This window comes from Myxococcus llanfairpwllgwyngyllgogerychwyrndrobwllllantysiliogogogochensis (assembly GCF_006636215.1).
Lineage (GTDB): Bacteria > Myxococcota > Myxococcia > Myxococcales > Myxococcaceae > Myxococcus > Myxococcus llanfairpwllgwyngyllgogerychwyrndrobwllllantysiliogogogochensis.
Genome location: NZ_VIFM01000222.1, coordinates 1 through 18,752, shown reverse-complemented (window position 1 = coordinate 18,752; position 18,752 = coordinate 1). Strand labels below are relative to the sequence as shown.

Genomic DNA, 18,752 nt, shown 5'->3' with positions numbered 1-18,752 from the left:
GCGGGGGGGCGTGCGACGCGCGCGTCGAGGGGACGGTGCTCGTGCTGTGGAGCTCGCCGACCATCCTCGAGGGGTTCTTCCGCGTCTCCGCCACGGTGCGGCTGCGGCTGGTGCGCGATGGTCAGCAGCCCCAGGAGACGGTCATCTCGGGGACCGAGGACTATCGGCCGGGGAGTGGAGACATTCTCGAGGCGGAGTCCAACCGTCAGGCGGCCATGGACCGGCTGGCGGAAGTGCTCATGCGCGACGGGTTTGATCGGCTGGCCAGCACCTGGTGAGGAGGCGGGTGCCTCCTCCCGGGGAGCCTGCTTCCGAAATTGCGCAGGGGACTCCGAGGAGTCCCCTTGGTGCATCAGGCCTGACGCGCGCTCTTGGTGGCGGCCTTGGCGAGGCGGGAGATACGACGGGACGCGGTGCGCTTGTGCAGGACGCCCTTGGTGGCGGCCTTGCTCAGCGCCTTGGAAGCCGCCTTGAGCGCATCCGTCTTCTTGGCGCCATCCTTGGTGCCAATGGCCTCCCGGGCGGACTTCACCGCGGTCTTCACGTCCGAACGGACGGTGACGTTGCGGGCGCGGCGCTTCTGGGACTGACGGTGACGCTTCTCTGCGGACTTGGTGTTGGCCAAGAGAAATCTCCAGCGAAAGGCAGGCTAAAAAGAGGGGCCGTCCTTACTGCGACGCCTCGCAGGCGTCAAGGCGGGCGTGCGCGGCCAGCCGGGTTTTCCGGACTCTGGACGCGGATCAGCGGGTGCGCGGGGGGAATCATCCGGAGAAGGGGGTGTATTCCCACACCAGCCCGGCCGGATCCTGGAAGGTCAGATTTCCGGCTGAGAGGATCAGGACTCCGCCCGGGAGGGCCTGCTCCACCTCCTGCCGCAGTCGCTCCACGGCGCGGGCGGAGGGGGCCTCCAGGGTGAAGCGGGTGCCCACGGCGGAGGTGGAGGCGCGCTGGAAGATGAGTCGCAGCGAGCCGTCCTCGTAGCGAGCCTCGTCCGGCCCGGGGCGGCTGGTGATCCAGCCCAGCGTGGGGGCCAGCGAGTCCCAGAAGGCGCGCTGGGCGTCCAGGTCCGCCACGCCCAGGCGCAGCGTGGAGACCGGAGCGCGGGGCAGCGACATGGGAGGAGGGAGGGACTTCTCCTTCGCCTTGGCGGCCTGCCAGTGGCGCTCCATGTGCTCCAGGGTGGCGCCGCCAAAGGGGACACCCTCGGAGTTCAGGGCGGACTCGATGTGCTGGAAGCGGGAGGTGAAGCGGAGGATGGCCATGCGCAGGGCATCCTCGGCGGGTGTCTTCACGAAGCGCGCGAGGTTGGCCAGGGAGAAGAGGACATCTCCCAGCTCGTGCGCGATGGCGTCGCGCTCTCCGGAGGCGATGGCCTCGTCCAGCTCCACCAGCTCCTCGGCCAGCTTGCCACGCACGCCGGCCAGGTCGGGCCAGTCGAAGCCGATGCGGCTGGCCTTCTCGGTCAGTCGCTCGGCGCGCAGGAGGGCGGGCGCGGCGGTGGGCACCCCGTCCAGGACGGAGCCCGCGTTGCCTGTCTTGCTCTTGCGCTCATCGGCCTTGAGCTTGGCCCAGTTGGCCAGGACCTGCTCGGAGCCGTCCACGCCGCGCAGGTCGCCGAAGACGTGGGGGTGTCGGCGGGTGAGCTTGTCGCTGATGGCCTTGCTGACGTCGGCCATGGTGAATTCGCCCAGTTCGGCGGCGAGCTGGGCGTGGAAGACAATCTGGAAGAGCAGGTCGCCCAGCTCCTCGCACAGGGGGGACCAGGGCCCGCCCGAGGCGACGCGGTCCATCTCGTCCAGGACCTCGAACGCTTCCTCGACGAGGTAGGGCCGGAGCGAGCCCAGGTCCTGCTCCCTGTCCCAGGGGCAGCCGTCCTTGGCGCGCAGCCTCTTCATGATGGCCACCAGACGTTCCAGCTCCGTCCCGGGGGTGCTCACTTCGCTCACGGTCGCCTCCTGGCGGGGACAGTCCCGCGACGTGCGTCCCTCTAACACGCGGGCCGTGGGCCTCATCCGGAAAGGCGGGAGTGGTGGCGTTCCGTTTCGTGGTTCGGCCGGGCTCGCCTATCATCCGAGCCCTGGATGATCCGCCTCCCGCTTTCCTCCCTGATCCTCTGGGGCCTGCTGCTCCTGACTCCGGCGTTGGCATCCGCTCAACTCGAGGCGCCCACGCGGCTCCAGGAGGTGGACCCCGGTCCGCTCGAGCCCGACCTCCAGGACGAGTCCTACGACACGACCGAGCCGGCCGACGAGGGTGCCGTCGACGACGGTGAGTCCGAGTCCGACCCGGACGACGTCCCCCGGAAGTCCCCGAGGGGCGCGAAGGGGAAGGCCCCGGCCGTCCCGGTTCCCTCGAAGACCACCGTGACGCCTGCTCCGGTCGAGCCGCCTCCCGTCGTCATCGCGCCCAGGCCGGTGCTCAGTCCCATCCTGACGCCTCGCGTGTCGGACGACGAGGTGCTGGCGGTGTGGGACCGGTGGCGGCAGGCGCGTGCGACGAATGACTCCGCCACGGCGGAGAAGGCGCAGCAGGAGTTGGTGACGCTGAAGCGCGAGCTGCTCGCGGCGGACCTGGAGCCCATCAGCATCGGCTTCCTGCGCGAGTCGGAGGTGCGCAGGCGAGCGGGTGACATGGGGGGGGCGCTTCGGCTGGCGGAGCTGGCGGTGGAGCTGTCGCCCCGGTTGCCGCTCACGCGCTTCGGGCTGGCGGAGCTCTACGCGCTGTCGTCCCCGGCGGAGCCGGGCCGCTACCTGGGGGAGCTGCGAGCGGCCTTCGTGTCGATGGCGTTGGACCCTCGCTATCGCGGACCGGCGCTCGCGGACCTCGGCTCGCTGATGCTGCTGGCGTGGTCGGCCACGGCGGTGGCGCTGGTGGGGCTGCTGTTCCTGCGGCGGGTGCGCTACGCGTTGCACGACTTCCACCACCTGCTGCCGCGCGCGGTGGCCCGGTGGCAGTCCGCGCTGCTGGGGGTGTTGCTCCTGGGCCTGCCTCTGACGCTGGGAATGGGTCTGGTGCCCCGGTTGCTCGTGTTGCTGGCGGTGGTGGTGCCCTACCTCACCCGGCAGGAGCGGGTGGTGGCGGCGGTGCTGATGGCGGGACTGGGGCTGACGCCGCTGGCCGCGGGACAGCTCACCCGGGTGACGGCCTTCGCGGGCACGCCCGCCGAGGACGTGTATTTGCTGGAGCGCGGCGGCCTGTCCGCCGAGGGCGCCATGGCTCGGGTGAAGGCCCGGCACGAAGCGCGCGCGGCCACCTTCCCGGAGCTGGCGGCGCTGGGGCAGTACGAGTCACGTCGCGGGCTGCTGGAGGATGCCCGGCTGCACTTCAAGGCGGCCTCGGCCGTGCGCAACGGCGATGCCCGGCTGTTGACCCGTTTTGGCAACGCGCTGGTGGGGCTGGGGGACGTGGATGGGGCGGCGCAGCTCTACGTGCAGGCGTCCCAGGCGGATCCGCAGATGGCGGCCCCGCACTACAACATCGCGCAGGTCTACCGCCGACAGGCCAAGACGCTGCCGGACGAGCAGGTGGGCAAGGCGATGGAGCGGGTGACCACCGCCACGGCCTCCGCACAGGCGCTGGACGGCGCGCTGCTCCGGCGTGAGCCACCCCCGGAGGACCGGCTGCTGTTGAACCTGCTGATGCTGGCGCCGGCGCTGCCGGAGTCGGAGTGGTTGTCGCTCGCGGATGGAACAGAAGCGGGGCGGCGGGTGGAGGCGCAGCTGGAGCGCTGGCTGCTGCCGGGCGTGGAGCCAGGGCCGGTGGCCTGGGCGCTGCCGGCCGTGGCGGCGGTGCTGCTGGTCTTCTGGGGCCTCCTGGCACAGAGGCTGAGGGCCGCGAAGGTGTGCGAGCGCTGTGGCCGCCCGGTCTGCGTGCGGTGTGATCCGGAGCTGGGCATCGGCAGCGCTCAGTGCGGTCAGTGCGTGAACGTCTTCTCCCGCCGGGGGTTGGTGCCGCAGCAACTGCGGCAGCGCAAGGCGGATCAGGTGCAGCGTCACCAGGCGTGGGCGGGCCGGGTGACGTATGCGGTGGGCGCGGTGCTGTCGGGCGCCGGGCATGTGTTCTCTGGAGGCGCGGTGCGCGGCGCGCTGTATGCCTTCCTCTTCCTCTTCGCGCTGGCCGCGACGCTGCTGCACCATGGACTGGTGCGAGCGCCCCATGGGGACGCGCCGCTGTATCTCAAGCTGGTGCCGGCGGTGTTGCTGCTGGTGAGCGTCCACCTGCTGTCGCTGCGCGGCCTGCACCGGCTGCGGCAAGGGGAGTGAGACCATGGCCCTGAAGGGAACGCTCAAGGACTTCGGCATCGGCGACATCCTGCAGCTCATCGGGCAGCAGCAGAAGACGGGCTCGCTCCAACTGGACAACAAGGACCAGGAAGTCCGCATCGGCTTTCGCGACGGCCACATCATCAAGGTCGAAAGCGTCACCCGGAAGCGCAAGGACCTCATCGGCGCGATGTTGGTGCGCGCCGAACTCATCACCGAGACGCAGCTGGAGGCCGCGCTGGAGACGCAGCGGCGCACCCTCAAGCGGCTGGGTGACGTGCTCGTCTCCAGTCAGGCCCTCACCGCGGACCGCTTCCAGTCGATGATGCAGTTGCAGGCCACGGAGACGCTCTACCGCCTCTTCACCTGGAAGGCCGGCACCTACGAGTTCATCCAGGAGCCGGTGGAGCCCGACGCCGAGGCCATCCGCCCCCTGCGCGCCGAGACGGTGCTCATGGAGGGCTTCCGGATGGTGGACGAGTGGCCCGTCATCCGGAAGTCCATCCACCGCGACGACCTCTCCTTCGAGCGCATCAAGGCGCTGCCCCCTCCGCGCGAAGGCGAGGAGGGTGGGGAGCTGGGCGTCATCGCCACCACCGAGCGGCGCGTGTATGACGAAATCGCGCTGGGCCGCGACCTGCGCAAGCTGGTGGACGTCTGCTGCCTGGGCGAGTTCGAGACCTGCAAGGCCCTGCACAACCTCGTGCGAGGCGAGTACGTGCGTGTCATCCACCCCGAGGGGGCTCGGGCTCCCGCACCAGGGGACGAGCGCCTGCTCTCCCGCCTGGGGGGCGCGGTGGGTCGCGTCATCGCCACCATGGGCGTGCTGGCGGTGCTGGCGGTGGTGGTGTCGAGGGTGGCGCTGGCGGATCCGGAGCGCACGCGCGCGGCCACCGCGTTCGCCGACGCCGCGGCGCAGCGTCATGTTTCCGATGCCCAACGCGTCCGGATCGAGGCCGCGCTGGAAGTGTTCCGTCTGGAACGCGGTGAGCTGCCAGAGCGATTGGATGCTTTGGTGCAAGCTGGTTTGTTGAGTTCGGAGGAACTCAGATACCCCTGGCGGGAGGAGTACTACTACCGGCGGCTGGCCGCTCGGCGGTTCGTCCTCCTGCCACCCTTGCGCTAGCCTTTACCCAAAGTCGTCTTTCGGAGCCTGGGGGGCGGCGTTACGTTGAAGACAGCGGTACCGACCGAGGAACGACACGCATTGCGAAATCCCGCCACGTTGGAAGCGACCGCAGCCGTCTCGACCACCTCCGCCAAGGTGGACGTTCGGGACAATGAGACGGCCATGGCGCTGTGCGGCAACCAGAACGAAAACCTCAAGCTGATGGAGCGGCGCCTCGGGGTCCGGGTGGGACAACGGGGCACGGAGTTCCATCTGTCCGGCCCCGCTGACGCCGTGGCCTTCTCCGTGCGCCTCCTGGAGAACCTGGAGGGGATGATTCGCGCGGGCCGCCCCCTGTACCGCGAGGACGTGGAGCAGGGCATCAAGGTGCTCGGCCGGGGCGCGGAGTCGCTCCAGGAGGTCATGCTCGGTCCGGTGCTCAAGAGCTCCGGCAACCGGCAGATTGCTCCGAAGAGCATCGCCCAGAAGCGCTACGTGGATGCCATCCGTGCCCACGACATCGTCTTCGGGGTGGGCCCCGCGGGTACGGGCAAGACATACCTGGCCATGGCGATGGCCGTGGCCTTCCTCCAGGAGCGCAAGGTCAAGCGCATCATCCTCGCGCGTCCCGCCGTCGAGGCGGGTGAGAAGCTGGGCTTCCTGCCTGGCGACATGCAGGAGAAGGTGAATCCCTACCTGCGTCCGCTCTACGACGCGCTGCACGACATGATGGCCGCCGAGCGCGCGGCGACCCTGGTGGAAGAGGGCGTCGTGGAAGTGGCGCCGCTGGCCTTCATGCGCGGCCGCACCCTCAACGATGCCTTCGTCATCCTCGACGAGGCGCAGAACACCACCGTGGAGCAGATGAAGATGTTCCTGACGCGCCTGGGCTACAACAGCAAGGCCGTCATCACCGGCGACGTGACGCAGGTGGACCTTCCCACCGGGAAGATGTCTGGCCTGAATCACGCGCGGACGGTGCTCAAGAACATCGAAGGCATCCACTTCGCGGAGTTCTCCGACGTGGACGTCGTCCGGCACCCGCTGGTCCAGGAGGTCATCCGCGCCTACGACAAGGCGGAGCTGGCGCAGAAGGAGGCCCAGCACGCTCGCGCGGCCTCCCACTCCGCTTCGACGCTGGACAAGGGGGCCGCGTCCCTGGCTCCCGTGACTCCCGAGGCTGCGGTCGGCTGAACTTCAGGCTCTGGCCTACCTATGCCCACCCGCCCGTACCCTGGCGGGCGGGCATTCGTATTTCCGCCCCCGTGAATTTTCCGGGGCGCTGCGGCCTTGATGGAGCCACGGCCCCTATCTAGGGTGAGGACCTCCATGGACGAACCGGAACCGCAGTCCCCCGCGCCCAGTCCGTTGGACGCGCTCGCAGCACGCCTTGGGTTGGGAAAAGGCGTCTGGGGGCGGCGTGCGGTCCAGGTGTTCCTCCTGTTGACTGTCTCGGTGGGGGCGGGCTTCGTCATCTCCCCGGGCCTCTACAGCCAGCAGATACCCGCGCTCGCGGAGGAGAATCTCGGCAAGCCCTTCCGGGCCAGCTCTCCCGCGGGCTTCAAGGCCGCGCGCGACTACGAAGTCGTCCACCGGGCCATGACGACCCAGCGACGCCAGGACGCCCGGGCCGCCGTCAAACCCGTCTATGACCTGAATCCCGCGGTGGTGGGACATCTGCGCACCGTGGTCCGAGCCTCCTTCGCGACAATGCGGGAGCGGCTCACGGAGCTGACGGACGCCCAGCCGGACGTCGAGCCGGAGGAAGGCAAGAAGCCGCGCCGCCACCCCGCGCCGACCCCGGAGCAGGTGGAGCGCGAGCGCCGAGGCCGTGAGTCGATGCAGGCGGAGCTCCAGGAGTTGCTCTTCGGCCAGCGTGACGCGGGGCTGGAGGCGGAGGACTTCCAGGCGCTCTATGGGAAGGGGTTCTCGGAAGAGGTGGAGGCCGCCACGCTGGTGCTCCTGGAGCGGGCCTACCGCTCCGAGCAGGGGCCGGTGCACGTGGCGGGCTCCCGGGAGGAGCTGGCGCGTGAGGCGCCCCAGGGGCTCACCGTCCGGGACGTGGTGAACAAGGGCGAGGACACGCTGCCCAACGGCGCGCCGCAGGTGGTGGACATTCGCGAGGCGCACCAGGAGCTGGACCGCTTCGCCTCCATCCCCGGCAACCTCCTCCCGGACGCGCCGGGTGTGCAGCGCCGCGCCGTGCTGCGGCTGGCCAAGCGGCTGGTGCGGCCCAACCTCACCATCAACATCGCGGAGACGGACGCGCGACGTCACCAGGCCGCGCAGGCGGTGAAGGACGCGGTCATCTCCATCAAGAAGGGCCAGCGTGTCATCGGTGATGGCGAGCTGGTGAACGAAGGGCACCTCGTCGTACTGCGCGGGATGCGCGCGGAGACGGACCGGTTGGACCTGGTGCAGGTGCAACTGGGGGGCACGGGGCTGGTGGCGCTGCTGGTGGTCGCCTCGTACTTCTTCTGCATCAGCGCGTTCCGACGCTTCCGGCCCACCCGCAAGGACGGGTTGCTGCTGGGAATCCTGCTCGTGGGGACGCTGGCCCTGTTGCAGCTGTGGGTGTCCATCGCGGACGCCATCCAGGACCGGTACACCGCGCTGCCCATCGAGGCGCTCTACTATGTGTTCCCGGTGGCGGCCGGCGCCATGCTGGTGCGCTTCATCCTCACGCAGGAGCTGGCGCTCTTCTTCGCCATGGTCTTCGCCTGTCTTGCGGGCGTGATGCTGGGCAACTCGCTGGCGTTCGGCATCTACACGCTGGTGGGCTCGCTGGTGGCGGCCGACCGCATCGTCAAGGCGAAGGACCGCGTGGGCATCTTCCGGGCGGGACTCGTCACGGGCGCGGCCAACACGGTGGCGGTGCTCTTCCTGTTCCTGGTGGAGGGCAAGGGGCTGTCGGCGGACACGGCCATCACCGCGGTGAGCTCGTTCATCGGCTCGTCACTCGCGGTGCCCGTCATGGTGATGGCGCTCACGCCGCTCATCGAGATGACGTTCGGCTACGCGTCCGACATCAAGCTGTTGGAGCTGGCGAACCTCAACCACCCGGCGCTCAAGGAACTCATCGTCCAGGCGCCCGGCACGTACCACCACTCCATCATCATCGGCACGCTGGTGGAGAACGCCGCGGAGACCATCAGCGCCAATCCGCTGCTGGCGCGCTCGTGCGCGTACTACCACGACATCGGCAAGGGTCGGAATCCGCTGTACTTCGGGGAGAACCAGAAGGGCGAGAACCGGCATGACGCGCTCGCGCCCGCGATGAGCGCCGTCATCATCAAGCGCCACGTGACGGAGGGGCTGGAGATGGCGCGGCAGTACCGGCTTCCCAAGCTGGTGGCGGATGCGATTCCGCAGCACCACGGCACGCGCACGGTGGGGTATTTCTACCACAAGGCCCTGAAGGAGCAGGAGGGCAAGGAAGGCGCGCCGCCCATCGACGAGAGCATCTACCGCTATCCGGGACCGAAGCCGCAGTTCCGCGAGGCGGCGCTGGTGATGATCGCCGACGCGGTGGAAGCGTCGACGCGGTCCATGACGGACCCGACCAGCACGAAGCTGCATGCGCAGGTGCAGAAGATCATCAACCTCATCTTCTCCGAGGGGCAGCTGGACGAGTGCGACCTGACGCTGAAGGACCTGAACCTCATCTCCCAGTCCTTCCTGCACACGCTGGAGGGCATCTACCACACGCGTCCCGTCTATCCGGCCGGTGCGGTGGGAGGCGGCAAGGCGCCGCCGCTGGTGGTGGCGGGTGGGAAGGCCGTGGAGGCGAAGGACAAGCCTCGCTCGGCGGGGGCGTTGTGAGTGGGATGCGGGGAGTGACGGCGTGAGACTTCGCAAGGGCAAGGTCATCCCGAGGGATGACGGCAAGCGCATCGAGGAGTTCGTGGGCGCGGCGACGACGGGGACGGATGCGGCGTCCGTGGCGCGGATGCTGGCCCCTCCGGGCTGGGCCGAGCCGGCTCAGCGACCCGAGTTCGACGAGGTGGTCATCGTCCTCAAGGGGGAGCTGACGCTGGTGGTGGAGGGCCGTCGCGAGCGCATCCCCGCGGGCGAGGTGGGCATGGTGCCGCGCGGCAAGCGCGTGGTGTACCGCAACGACGGCAAGGGCGCGTGTGACTACTGGTCCGTCTGCGCGCCGGCCTTCCGTCCGGAGCGCGCGCACATGGAGGCGCCGGCGCCCCGGGAGAAGGAGAACGTGGTGACGGTGCAGGTCGCGCACGGGCAGGGCAAGGAGTTCGGCCGGCTCCTGACGACATGGGCCCGGGACTACCTGAAGCGCCTGTCGCTGGCCCACTGCGAGCTGTCGCTGTCGCTGGTGGATGACCGCGCCATCCGTCGGCTCAACCGCACCTGGCGGGACAAGGACAAGGCGACGGACGTGCTGAGCTTCCCCGCGGGCGAGCAGCCCCGGGGGACGCCGGGCCCGCGCCCGCTGGGCGACGTGGTCATCTCGCTGGACACGGCGAAGCGACAGGCGAAGGAGTACGGCCGCACGCTGGAGTCGGAGATGGCGCGCTACCTGGCGCACGGGCTCCTGCACCTCCTGGGACACGACCACGAGCGCCCGCGTGATGCGAAGCGGATGGCGGCGCTGGAGGAAGAGCTTCTGGGGGAGCGCGGCATGGTGGCGGACTCGCTCCAGGTGGACGCGAAGGCCCGCCGGGCCCGCAGCCTGATGTAGGGGCCTCGCACGGCCCCCTGGCGGACAATCCGGCATCCTGTCGATTGAGTCGGACGGCGTGCATGATAGGTAGGCCGCCTCCCGCGTGTTGGACAAAGCCATGCCTCGCTTGTCGCTCATCGCTCTCTGCCTGCTCTGCCTGTTGCTCGCGGCCCCCGCGCGCGCGGCTGCTTCGGACCTGGTGCCTCCCTGGGGAACGGGGGAGAGCCAGGGCGAGGACCTCGTCATCTCGCTGGCCACCTTCAGCCCGGGCGACGATGTGCCCTCGTGGTGGGGACACGGCTCGCTGGTGGTGGAGGACCGCCGGCTCGGCGTGGCGCGCCTCTACAACTACGGGATGTTCTCCTTCGACGACGCGATGCTCGCCCGCTTCGCGATGGGTCGGCTGGAGTTCTGGGTGGGGCAGGCGCGCGTCGACAGGACCTATGGTTTCTACCGAGCCGAGGACCGCGACGTCCGCATCCAGGAGCTGAACCTCACTCCGGAGCAGCGACAGCAGGTCGCAAAGCGACTGGCCGACAACGTCCTGCCGGAGAATCGCGACTATCTGTATCACCACTACAACGACAACTGTGTCACGCGTCTGCGGGACATGATTGACGGGGCCACGGGTGGACAGCTCCGCGAGGCGGACCGGGCCCCGGGGCGGATGACGCTGCGCGAGCACACGCGGCGCTACACGTCGGTGAACGCTCCGATGAGCGTGCTGCTCGACTTCATGATGAACGATGAGATTGACCATCCCATCACCCGCTGGGAGGAGGCGTTCCTCCCGGACGAGCTGGAGACGCAGGTGGCGGCGCTCCAGCTGAAGGGCGCGGATGGCCTGTCCCGGCCGTTGGTGGCCAGGAGCTGGAACTACTACGCGTCGCCCGACCGCGCGCGTCCCCCCGCCGAGCCGCCTGCCTGGGGCCCCTGGCTTCTCGCGCTGGGCCTGATGTTGGGCGGCGGGGCACTGGGACTGGCTGCCTGGGAGCGCAAGCGGGGGAGCAGGCTGGCGCGGGTGCTGCTCGGTCTGGAGAACGCGCTGTTGGGACTGATGCTGGGCATTCCGGGCACGGCGCTCTTCGTCATGTGGCTGGTGACGGACCACACGGTGGTCTACCGGAACGAGAACCTGTTCCTGGCCAACCCGCTGACGCTGCTGGCGGTGCCCTTTGGTGTGTCGCTGATGCGGGGCAACCCGAAGGCGCGAGCCCGGCTCTTCACGGTCTGGGGCGTGCTCACGGTGACGGCGGTGCTGGGAATCCTGCTCAAGCTCTTCCCGCCGTTCGACCAGGACAACGGGCGGCTCATCGCGCTCATCCTGCCCATTTCCGTGGGGATGGCGGGGGCCTTCAGCCTGGACCGGGTCCTCGCGCGCTTCACCGGGACCCACCGCGCGTCAGCGGACCGTGGCGACACCGTCGCTCCGCTCAAGACGCCCTGACGCTTTCGTTTTCAACCTACTTCCACGCGGTGGCCGCTGACGGCACCGCGCGCCCGCGGAGAACAAGACATGGCGAACGATTCGATGGAGAAGATCAACGGCCTTCGGGAGCGCGTGTTGGCGCTCCGGGGGCATCTTTGACCTGGACCGCAAGCGGTCCCGCATCGCGTTGATTGAGCGTGAGAGCACGCTGCCCACCTTCTGGGACGACAACACCAAGGCGCAGTCGATGTTGAAGGAGAAGTCCGCGCTGGAGGCGGGCGTGGCCTCCTACGACAGGGTGATGCGCGGGCTGGATGACGCGCAGACGCTGCTGGAGCTGGCGGCGGAGATGAGCGACGAGGACACGGCCCGGGAGGCGGAGGGCTCGCTCGCGGGGCTGGACGGTGACGTCGCGAAGCTGGAGCTGGCGCGCATGCTGTCCGGTGAGCAGGACCGCAGCAGCTGCTTCATGGACATCAACGCCGGCGCCGGTGGCACCGACTCGATGGACTGGGCGGCCATGCTGTTGCGCATGTACACGCGCTACTGCGAGACGAAGGGCTGGAAGGTGGAGATCAGCGACGAGGTGCCGGGCGAGGAGGCGGGCTTCAAGAACGTCTCGCTGCGCATCGAAGGCGACTTCGCCTACGGCTACCTCAAGGCCGAGGTGGGCGTGCACCGGCTGGTGCGCATCTCCCCGTTCGACGCCAACGCGCGGCGGCAGACGGCCTTCGCGTCGGTGGACGTCTATCCGGAGGTGGATGACGCCATCCAGATCGACCTCCCCGAGAAGGACATCGAGCTGAAGTTCATCCGAGGCAGCGGCGCGGGTGGACAGAAGGTGAACAAGACGTCCTCCACCGCTCAGCTGCGCCACCTTCCCACGGGCATCATCGTCACCACCCAGACGGAGCGCTCGCAGTCGGCCAACAAGGAAATGGCCTTCAAGATTCTGCGAGGCCGCCTGTACGAGCTGGAGATGAAGAAGCGCGAGGCCGCGCGCGACGCCGCCGAGGCCGCGAAGAAGGACATCTCCTTCGGCTCGCAGATCCGCTCCTACGTGCTGGCCCCCTACCGCATGGTGAAGGACCTGCGCACCGGTGTGGAAACGGGCAACGTGGACGCGGTGCTGGACGGCGACCTGGAGGAGTTCATTACCGCGCAGTTGTTGGGGGTGAAGAACCCCAACCGCAACGCGGCGATGGATTAGCCCCCGACACCCGGGAACCTTTTTCCGCGCCTTGTTGTCGGAGGCGCGGTGGGGCAGGGGAACGGGATAGGCTTGAAGGGGCAGTGGCCCTTCCTCCTCGGAGGGGCTGTCGCGGGAGGACACCGGTGTCGCCGGGCGGCGTGCTCGAAATCGGACAGGACGGGCCGGCCGCGGATGCGACCGCGTCACGACGCGAGGACGCGGTCCTGCTGGCCCGGCTGCGCCAGGGCGAACCCGAGGCCTTCGAGCAGCTGGTGCGCACGCATCAGGACCGGCTCTACGACTTCTGTGTCCGCATGGTGGGGGACCGCGAGGAAGCCCACGACCTGGTGCAGGAAATCTTCGTCAGCGTGCACCAGAACGTCCGCCGCTTCCGCGAGGACGCGAAGCTGTCCACCTGGCTGTTCCGCATCACCAAGAACCACTGCATCAACCGGCTGAAGTACCTGAAGCGTCGAGGCAGGGGCCGCTCGGAGGAGTACGACGAGACGAGCACCCTGTGGGTGGACGGGCCCGGAGCTCCGCCCGCACCGGATGCCGCACTGGAGTCCGCGCGCGAGCGGGCCCGGGTGCAGTGGGCCATCTCCCAGCTCGAGCCCGACGCACGCATGCTGGTGGCCCTGCGCGACATCGAAGGGCTGAGCTACGACGAAATCGTCGACATTACCGAGCTGCCCGAGGGCACGGTGAAGAGCCGGCTCCACCGGGCGCGCGAAAAGCTGGCGAACCTCCTGGGGCGGCTTGAGCCATGAGTGGATTCCATCGCAGACTCCCGGACGTGGACCCGCACCTGAACCACCGCGAGGCCAAGGCCCTCTTCTTCGCGCTCGCCGACGACGAGCTGCCCGCCCCCCAGGCGCAGGCGGTGCGTACGCACCTGGACGGCTGCGACGAGTGCCGCCAGGGGTGGGAGGGATATTCGCGCACCGTACGACGTCTCCAGGGCGTGGAGCGCGAGAAGGCCCCGCCCGCGCTGGCGTCGCTGGTGATGACTCGAGTGCGCCGCCAGCGTCGTTTCGGGCTGAAGGGCCTGCACATGGCGCACATGCAGCACCGCTTTCCAGTGGAGATTCTCATTCCCCTGCTGCTGGCCGCGGCGGTCGCTGCCTTCCTGTTGATGGCGGCCCCCTGAAGCTTCCCGATGTGTTGCGTTGCGTCCTGAGGGAGCCTTGGCTACGGTGCCGCGCCTCTTGGAAGGGCGCGCGATGGCTGACGACCAGAACAACGAACTGGGCTCGAAGGAGCAGGAAATCTACGACCAGCGGCTGGAGAAGGCCGCGAAATGGCGTGAGGCCGGCTTCAACCCTTACGGCAATGGCCACCGCCCCCAGCACCTCGCGGCCGACATCCTCGCGAAACACGCTGATGACACCCCCGAAGCACTGGAGCAGACCCCCGTCTCCTACGACGTCGCGGGTCGGCTCGTGGCGATGCGCTCGTTTGGCAAGGCCGCCTTCATCAAGCTGAGAGATCGCTCCGGCGAAATCCAGGTCCACATGAAGAAGGACGCGCTCGCGGAAGGCTACGAGGTCTTCAAGCTGTGTGATTTGGGCGACTTCCTGGGCGTCACCGGCACGCTGTTCCGCTCGAAGACGGGCGAGCTGACGCTGGCGGCGACGAAGTTCGCGCCGCTCACCAAGTCCCTGCGGCCCCTGCCGGAGAAGTGGCACGGCCTGACAGACGTGGAGATCCGCTACCGCCAGCGCTACCTGGACCTCGTGTCCAACCCGGACGTGAAGCAGACCTTCCTCCGGCGCAACAAGCTCGTCCGCTTCATCCGCTCCTTCCTCGACGGCCGTGACTTCATCGAGGTGGAGACGCCCATGATGCACCCGCTGGTGTCGGGTGCCGCGGCGCGGCCGTTCTCCACGCACCACAACGCGCTCGACATCGACCTGTACATGCGCATCGCTCCAGAGCTGTACCTGAAGCGACTGGTGGTGGGCGGCCTGGAGCGCGTCTACGAGGTGAACCGGAACTTCCGCAACGAGGGCGTCAGCACCCGGCACAACCCCGAGTTCACCATGCTCGAGTTCTATCAGGCGTACGCCACGTACGAGGACCTGATGGACCTGAGCGAGGAGATGATTTCCGAGGCGGCCAGGGCCGTCACTGGCGACACCAAGGTGAAGTACGGCGAGCATGTGCTGGACTTCGGCAAGGGCTGGAAGCGCATCTCCATGGTGGAGGCCATCCGCGAGGCCGTGGGCGGCGGGACGCTCTCCGACAAGGACATGGCGGACGCCGACAAGCTGCGCCACGAGCTGCTCAAGACGGCGCATGGCGAGTCCGAGCGGCGCGCGATTGATACGATGAACCACGGGGAGCTGGTGGGCGCCCTCTTCGAGGCCCACGTCGAGCACACCCTGATTCATCCCACCTTCATCACCCATTTCCCCACCGCCGTCTCCCCTCTGGCCCGCAGGAACGACCAGAATCCGGAAATCGCGGACCGGTTCGAGCTGTATGTGGCGGGGCGGGAAATCGCGAACGCCTTCTCCGAGCTGAACGACCCGCTGGACCAAAAGGGCCGCTTCCAGGCCCAGCTCGACGCCAAGCAGCGCGGACAGCAGGAGACGATGGACTACGACGAGGACTACATCCGGGCACTCGAGCACGGCATGCCTCCCACGGCGGGCGAAGGCATCGGGATTGATCGTCTCGCGATGCTGTTCACGGACTCTCAGAGCATCCGCGACGTCATCCTGTTCCCCCTCCTCAAGCCACTGGCGAAGTAGCCAGGAGGCCAAGTGCACTCGGCAGAACGGCAGACCGTCCACCGCTGGATTCTCCTCTGGGCCGGGGCCCTCGTGGCCCTGGTCGGATTCATCCTGCTCGGGTGGTCCATCTCCGCGTCAGGCGCCTGGGCGGAGGTGAGCTCCGCGCTGGGGTTGTCCCTCTTCGGCTGGGGTGGGGTACTCCAGGCCATCAACGGGGCCTCCCTCCTGCCGGTGCACGCCGCGGTGAAGGACTCGCTGCCGCCCGCCGGGTCCTGGTCGCTCGTCTCCGGCACGCTCATCTGGTTGCTGGGCTGGGTCCTGGTCGCGCTGGGGACCCAGCGCGCGCCGGCGACGACGGAGGGCCCGAGCCTCGCGGCCGGGGCTCCGCTGTACCCGCGTCTGGCGCGCTACCGGGACTTCTACTGGAGCACGCTGGGGGCCTACGGCGGCGGCATCCTGCTCGCGGAGCTCGTCCTCGTCCTCCTCCAGACGGTGCTGTCCAGTGGAGTTCCTTCCTCGGACCTGAGCGCGGCGAAGGACTCGGGCGGAGGGCTGTCGCTGCCTCCCACCGGCGCGTTCGCCATCTCCCTGGTGATTGCCGCCGCGGTGGCCTTCATCTCCGGCTTCGTGGGCGCGTCTCGCGCGCAGCGGCTGTCGCTGCCGGAAGCCACCATTGGCGTCCTCTACCTGGGGCTGCCCGTCCCCCTCCTGCTCACCTTGATGGAGCGGATTCCGTGGCTCCAGCTCCAGCTGGGCTACCGGCTGCGCGAGGTGACGTACGTGGCGAGCCTGCTCGGCCGCCCCGAGCTGGCGTACTGGCTGACCTTCACCGGCCTGGTGCTGGCGTTGGTGCTGGGCATCAACACGGGCTTCGTCGCCGCCGGCAGCGGGCGCGTGGACCTGAAGCTGGGCTTCGAGCTGTTCGTCGCCCGCCGCCACGTGGCCGTCTTCCGCCCGTCGCTGCTGCTGGGGACGCTGGCGGTGCTGATGTTCGGCATCATCCCGCCCTTGCTCGTGTACTTCATCATCCGCGCCGCCGAGGCCGCGGTGGAGCGCACCCGCATCCGCGCGCTGGGCCTGTCGGACCCGTTGGCCGCATCGGAGGCGCTGCACTCGCTGAAGCTGCGCGAGCAGTCGCCCACCATGATGATGACCGCGCTGTCGGTGGGCGGCGTGGGCGTGGGCGTCATGGCCCTCATCATCGTCCTGTCGGTGATGAGCGGCTTCGAGGCGGACCTCCAGAAGAAGATTCTGGGCACCAACGCGCACGCGGTGGTGACGCGGTATGCGGGCGACCTTCCTGAGTACTCCAAGGTGATGGAGTCCATCCGCAAGGTGCCCGGCATCGCTGGGCAGACGCCGTTCATCATCAACCAGGTGATGATCGCCTCCGAGGGCAACGTCGACGGCGTCATCATCAAGGGCATCGACCCGGCCACCGTGGGCGAGGTCACGGACCTGCCCCGCAACATCCTCGGCAACGGCTCGCTCGACATCCTCTACACGCCGGAGAAGATCCTCTCGCGCGGACTGGACGAGGAAGAGTCGGAGACGCCCGAGGGGAGTGGGGCAGGGGAGGAGGGCGGAGACGACATCATCCGCCGTTCCGGCAAGCCGACGAAGCCGCCCGTGCTGCCCGGCATCGTCATCGGCCGCGAGCTGGCCGCGTCCCTGCGCGTGGTGGTGGGCGACCGGGTGAACGTGGTGTCGCCCCTGGGCACGGAGCTGGGACCCACGGGGCCCATCCCCAAGAACCGGGCCTTCCGCGTGGCGGCCGTCTTCTACTCGGGGATGTACGAGTACGACTCCAAGTTCGTCTACATCCTGCTCAAGGAAGCGCAGGACTTCTTCAACATCCAGGGCGCGTCCGGCATCGAGCTGAAGGTGCTCGACATCGACGATGCCCGGCGCATCTCCGGCCAGGTGGTGAAGCTGCTCGGTGGGTACCCCTACCGCGCCCGCGACTGGGGCGAGATGAACAAGAACCTCTTCTCCGCGCTGCGCCTGGAGAAGCTGGTGATGGGCATCATCCTCTCCATCATCATCATCGTCGCCGCGGGCCTCATCGTCGCCACGGTCATCATGCTGGTGCTGGAGAAGCGCAAGGAGATCTCCGTCCTCAAGGCGCTCGGTGTCCCCGATGGCGGCATCGTGAAGATCTTCCTCGCGGAAGGGCTCCAGATTGGCGTCGCCGGAGGCCTGCTGGGCCTGTTCTCCGGCCTGGCCTGGTGCCTCTTCATCGAGAAGGTCGGCATCAAGCTGGACCCGGAGGTCTATTACATTCCCGCGCTGCCGGTGCGCATCGAACCTTTGCAGACCGCGCTGGCTGTCGTCATCGCGGTGCTCGTCACCTACCTGGCGTCCATCTACCCGGCCCTCAAGGCGAGCAGCGTGGAACCGGTGGAAGGGCTCAAGGCGGAGTAGCCATGACGCTGTTGTCCATCCGCAACGTCTTCAAGAGCTACTTCCTGCACGGCAAGCGCATTGACGTGCTGCGTGCGGTGTCGCTCGATATCGGCAAGGGGGAGCTCGTCTCCCTGGTGGGAGCCTCCGGCGCGGGGAAGAGCACCTTCCTTCACGTGCTGGGCACCCTGGACGCCCCCGCCGCCGGCGAGGTCTTCTTCGATGGCCGCTCCGTGTTCGACATGAACGACGCGGAGATCGCCGAGTTCCGCAACCGCACCATGGGCTTCGTCTTCCAGAGTCACTACCTGCTGCCGGAGTTCACCGCCCTGGAGAACGTGGCCATGCCGGCCCTCATCCAGCGCCGGGAGCGCTCCGGGGCCTACGGTTATGCCCGGGAGCTCCTGGAGCGGGTGGGATTGGGTCAGCGGGTGGACCACAGGCCAGGGGAACTGTCCGGTGGTGAAGCCCAGCGGGTGGCCCTGGCCCGCGCCCTGGTTCTCAAACCCGCGGTCCTGCTCGCCGACGAGCCGACCGGAAACCTGGACCCGGCGACGGGCGAGGGCATCCACCAGCTCCTGAGAGACGTCAATCGGGAGTTGGGCATCACCGCCGTGGTCGTCACCCACAATGAGACGCTCGCCCGTTCCATGCCCCGCCGCCTGCGGCTGGCTGGCGGGCAGGTGTCGGAGGCTTGATGGCTCCGCGCTTTTGGATTGAGGGCGTCGCGCCCCTTCCCGTACATTGCCCCGCCTTTCTCTGGCCGGTCTCCCCTTGAGGCACCCCGTTCTGTCCCGCAAGTCACTGCTCCCGCTGCTAGCGGTCGTCCTGTGGTCGCTCGTGCCTGGCTCCGTCCAGGCGCAGGTGAACGGGGGTGCGCCTTCCGCGGCCCCGGTTCCGAGCACCCCTGCCCCCGCCTCTGAACGTCCTCAGGAC

The 18,752-nt window shown here is 68.6% G+C and carries 15 protein-coding genes; 13 read left to right on the top strand and 2 right to left on the bottom strand.

The features are described 5' to 3' along the window. Positions 1-278, top strand: a 278-nt coding sequence (lptE, locus tag FJV41_RS37135; RefSeq protein ID WP_368773778.1) for an LPS assembly lipoprotein LptE, incomplete at its 5' end; no start/stop codon positions are given. Positions 279-352: 74 nt separating this feature from the next. On the opposite strand, the gene rpsT is transcribed toward lptE, so the two are convergent. Then, positions 353-625 carry a 30S ribosomal protein S20 gene (rpsT, locus tag FJV41_RS37130; RefSeq protein ID WP_141647340.1) on the bottom strand — a complete coding sequence of 91 codons (273 nt, stop codon included), beginning with the start codon at positions 623-625 and terminating at the stop codon, positions 353-355. 136 nt (positions 626-761) lie between these two features. Beyond that, positions 762-1,937 carry a nucleoside triphosphate pyrophosphohydrolase gene (gene mazG / locus FJV41_RS37125; protein WP_246137654.1) on the bottom strand — a complete coding sequence of 392 codons (1,176 nt, stop codon included), beginning with the start codon at positions 1,935-1,937 and terminating at the stop codon, positions 762-764. A 144-nt stretch (positions 1,938-2,081) separates the two neighbouring features. Here mazG and FJV41_RS37120 point away from each other — a divergent pair, with 144 nt between their 5' ends. The 12 genes from FJV41_RS37120 to FJV41_RS37065 all read left to right on the top strand — a co-directional run bounded on the left by FJV41_RS37120 (position 2,082) and on the right by FJV41_RS37065 (position 18,514). Next, entirely contained in the window at positions 2,082-4,262 is a 2,181-nt protein-coding gene (locus FJV41_RS37120; protein WP_141647338.1) for a tetratricopeptide repeat protein, read from the top strand. Positions 4,263-4,266: 4 nt separating this feature from the next. Further along, positions 4,267-5,388 carry a DUF4388 domain-containing protein gene (locus FJV41_RS37115; protein ID WP_141647337.1) on the top strand — a complete coding sequence of 374 codons (1,122 nt, stop codon included), beginning with the start codon at positions 4,267-4,269 and terminating at the stop codon, positions 5,386-5,388. Between the two features lie 81 nt (positions 5,389-5,469). After that, positions 5,470-6,564: a PhoH family protein gene (locus FJV41_RS37110; RefSeq protein ID WP_141647336.1), complete on the top strand. Its 1,095-nt coding sequence runs from the start codon at positions 5,470-5,472 to the stop codon at positions 6,562-6,564. A gap of 135 nt (positions 6,565-6,699) precedes the next feature. Beyond that, positions 6,700-9,192 carry an HD family phosphohydrolase gene (locus FJV41_RS37105; protein WP_174466579.1) on the top strand — a complete coding sequence of 831 codons (2,493 nt, stop codon included), beginning with the start codon at positions 6,700-6,702 and terminating at the stop codon, positions 9,190-9,192. A gap of 22 nt (positions 9,193-9,214) precedes the next feature. After that, positions 9,215-10,072, top strand: a complete 858-nt coding sequence (gene ybeY / locus FJV41_RS37100) for an rRNA maturation RNase YbeY (RefSeq protein WP_141647334.1) — start codon at positions 9,215-9,217, stop codon at positions 10,070-10,072. Between the two features lie 100 nt (positions 10,073-10,172). Beyond that, positions 10,173-11,501, top strand: a complete 1,329-nt coding sequence (locus FJV41_RS37095; RefSeq protein WP_141647333.1) for an Lnb N-terminal periplasmic domain-containing protein — start codon at positions 10,173-10,175, stop codon at positions 11,499-11,501. Between the two features lie 69 nt (positions 11,502-11,570). Further along, positions 11,571-12,693 (top strand): peptide chain release factor 2 gene (gene prfB, locus FJV41_RS37090; protein ID WP_246137653.1). Its coding sequence is split into 2 segments (ribosomal slippage): positions 11,571-11,639 and positions 11,641-12,693, totalling 1,122 coding nucleotides; the frame shifts between segments, so codons are not numbered across the junction. A gap of 125 nt (positions 12,694-12,818) precedes the next feature. Beyond that, positions 12,819-13,445, top strand: a complete 627-nt coding sequence (locus FJV41_RS37085) for an RNA polymerase sigma factor (protein WP_141647331.1) — start codon at positions 12,819-12,821, stop codon at positions 13,443-13,445. After that, positions 13,442-13,825, top strand: coding sequence for an anti-sigma factor family protein (locus FJV41_RS37080; protein WP_141647330.1), 384 nt, complete (start codon positions 13,442-13,444; stop codon positions 13,823-13,825). Before FJV41_RS37085 ends, FJV41_RS37080 begins: the two co-directional genes overlap by 4 nt. A 73-nt stretch (positions 13,826-13,898) precedes the next feature. Next, the gene (lysS, locus tag FJV41_RS37075) at positions 13,899-15,431 is read left to right on the top strand and encodes a lysine--tRNA ligase (protein WP_141647329.1); all 1,533 of its coding nucleotides are present in this window, start codon (positions 13,899-13,901) and stop codon (positions 15,429-15,431) included. Positions 15,432-15,443: 12 nt separating this feature from the next. Further along, positions 15,444-17,837, top strand: coding sequence for an FtsX-like permease family protein (locus FJV41_RS37070; RefSeq protein ID WP_141647328.1), 2,394 nt, complete (start codon positions 15,444-15,446; stop codon positions 17,835-17,837). A gap of 2 nt (positions 17,838-17,839) precedes the next feature. Then, positions 17,840-18,514, top strand: coding sequence for an ABC transporter ATP-binding protein (locus tag FJV41_RS37065; RefSeq protein ID WP_141647327.1), 675 nt, complete (start codon positions 17,840-17,842; stop codon positions 18,512-18,514). Positions 18,515-18,752 lie beyond the last annotated feature (238 nt).